General features: G+C 67.9%; 1 protein-coding gene and 1 pseudogene. Both read left to right on the forward strand.

The annotated features are described in order from the left end of the window. On the forward strand, nt 1-722 hold a 722-nt coding region (locus IG78_RS43565), incomplete at its 5' end, for a hypothetical protein (protein WP_037703382.1). Nucleotides 723-961: 239 nt separating this feature from the next. Further along, a pseudogene (locus tag IG78_RS52110) lies at nt 962-1182 on the forward strand (mycothiol transferase); the annotation flags it as partial. Between the last annotated feature and the right edge of the window lie 672 nt (nt 1183-1854).

A 1854-nucleotide genomic window follows, 5' to 3' on the forward strand; every position in this document is an offset into this window, starting at 1 on the left:
AGATCCACACCCCGGCGGGGCCGTCCCGATGGACCGTGGACGGGGGCGCGCGCGTGTACCTCCTGGACGGCGGCGAGGCGGTGGCAGTCGCCGAAGTGATCGACAGCCGCGACGCGCAACCGCAGCGACAGGCTGCGGCGATCGCCGAGATCACCCCGTGGGCGCGACCCCTCGCCCACCTGGCCCGTACCTGGCGCCTGGACGACAGGCAAAAGGCGCTGCGGGAGCTCCTGGAGGACCGCGGATACGTGCAGGTCTACCGGGATGCCAGTGAGGAACTGCAAACGGTCTACGACAAGGGGGCGTGGGCGCGGAAGATCCGGGACACGTTCGCCAGCAACGACGACCCGGCAGACAGGGAAGGCGCCGGCCTCGGCGTGGCGATCCTGGCGCGCCTCAGCCGGGAGCGGGCCGCGGCCGCCGAAGCCGCGCTCGCCACACTGCCACCTGTGGACCAGAGCCTCCCGCCGCTGTCGGCGCTGTGGGAACTGCCGTGGCGTCCCCGCCTCCCGGGGGCCGTCCGCTCCTGGAACGAGCGCATCTTCCCGCTCCTGGCGCAGCGCTGGAAACAGGATCTTGACACCTCGCAGCGTGACACCCTGATTCACTGGGCGGTTCAGTGCGGCATCAGCAAGGCTGACATCCACCGCACCACCGGCATCGCCCGCACCACCATCGACCGCACCCTGGAATCCACCCCGCCGACGCGCAGCCCCAGTTGAGTCGCACCGGCATCGCGCACTTCCCGCCAAGGAGGATCGACTACATGTCCGCGCAGCAGGAGCCCCACAGCTACACCGTCGACTGGACCGACCAGAACAACCCGCAAGTCGTCCCCGCAGACCCTGACGCACAGCACGCCATGACCCCGGAGAGGGCTGGCCCTGGGCAATGTGACGGCGGCCTGCGCCGGAGCTACTCCAGGAACCCAAGCTCCTTGTCGGGGGCTGGCAGTGTGGGCACCGACCAGATCATGGAGTTCTACGGACGGGCTCGGGCAGCCGCGGACGCGACGATCACCGAGCTGGACCTCGACGACTGGGCACTGCCTGGAACGGCAACAGGGTGTCCTTGCGCTGGGCCCTCATCCATATGCTTGAGGACACCACCCGGCACGCGGGTCATATGGACATCGTGCGTGAACTCCTCGACGGCACCACCGGAGACCACTCGCAGACCTGATTTTGACCTCCTCCATCACCCGCCCTTGGTCCCACTGTCCATTTTCCGGGGCTCGAACAGGCCCCGAACTTGAGACGGATTTCAGTAGGCGCCGGGCTTGGGGGGCCTTCCTCGCGATACTGAACTCTACTACTGCATAACAGAGTTCAACCAGGAAGACCGGGGAATGAATGTGCTGCCGCAGATCGACGGGCGGTAGGCGCTCGCGGAACTGTCCCTGTTTTGGACTGCCTTCCAGCGCGGCTACGGCTCGCAGTACGGCGGCCTGAACCATGGCCGGCTCGCTCGACACGAGTCCCTGCGTGACCTGCTAATTTTCCTGTCGTTTCCTCGGTTCGACGGGCGGATCGTGCTCACGGTGGACATCTCGCCGTGGCTGCGCTCGGACGCCGCGTGCTCACCGGAGCGGCTGTTCTGCCTGCTCCACGGCCGTAACGGACGCTCCTCGGACCACATGGCGCCTGCCCACCTCGCGCAGCAGGGCGCATCGCTGAGGCGGAGCAAGCTGGCGTTTACGCAGCCGACGCGGTGCGGCCGGCAGGTCACGTCGCGGTCCCCTCGCGTGGCGAGGTACGTGTGCTGCGGCGCACCTGACCCCCACCGTCTCTGCGACTCCATCTGAGTGCAACTCCCCTCAGGGCGAGGCGGGTCGTACTGAGCCCGGATCCACCG

The sequence above is a fragment of the Streptomyces aureocirculatus genome (assembly GCF_000720475.1).
Taxonomy (GTDB): domain Bacteria; phylum Actinomycetota; class Actinomycetes; order Streptomycetales; family Streptomycetaceae; genus Streptomyces; species Streptomyces aureocirculatus.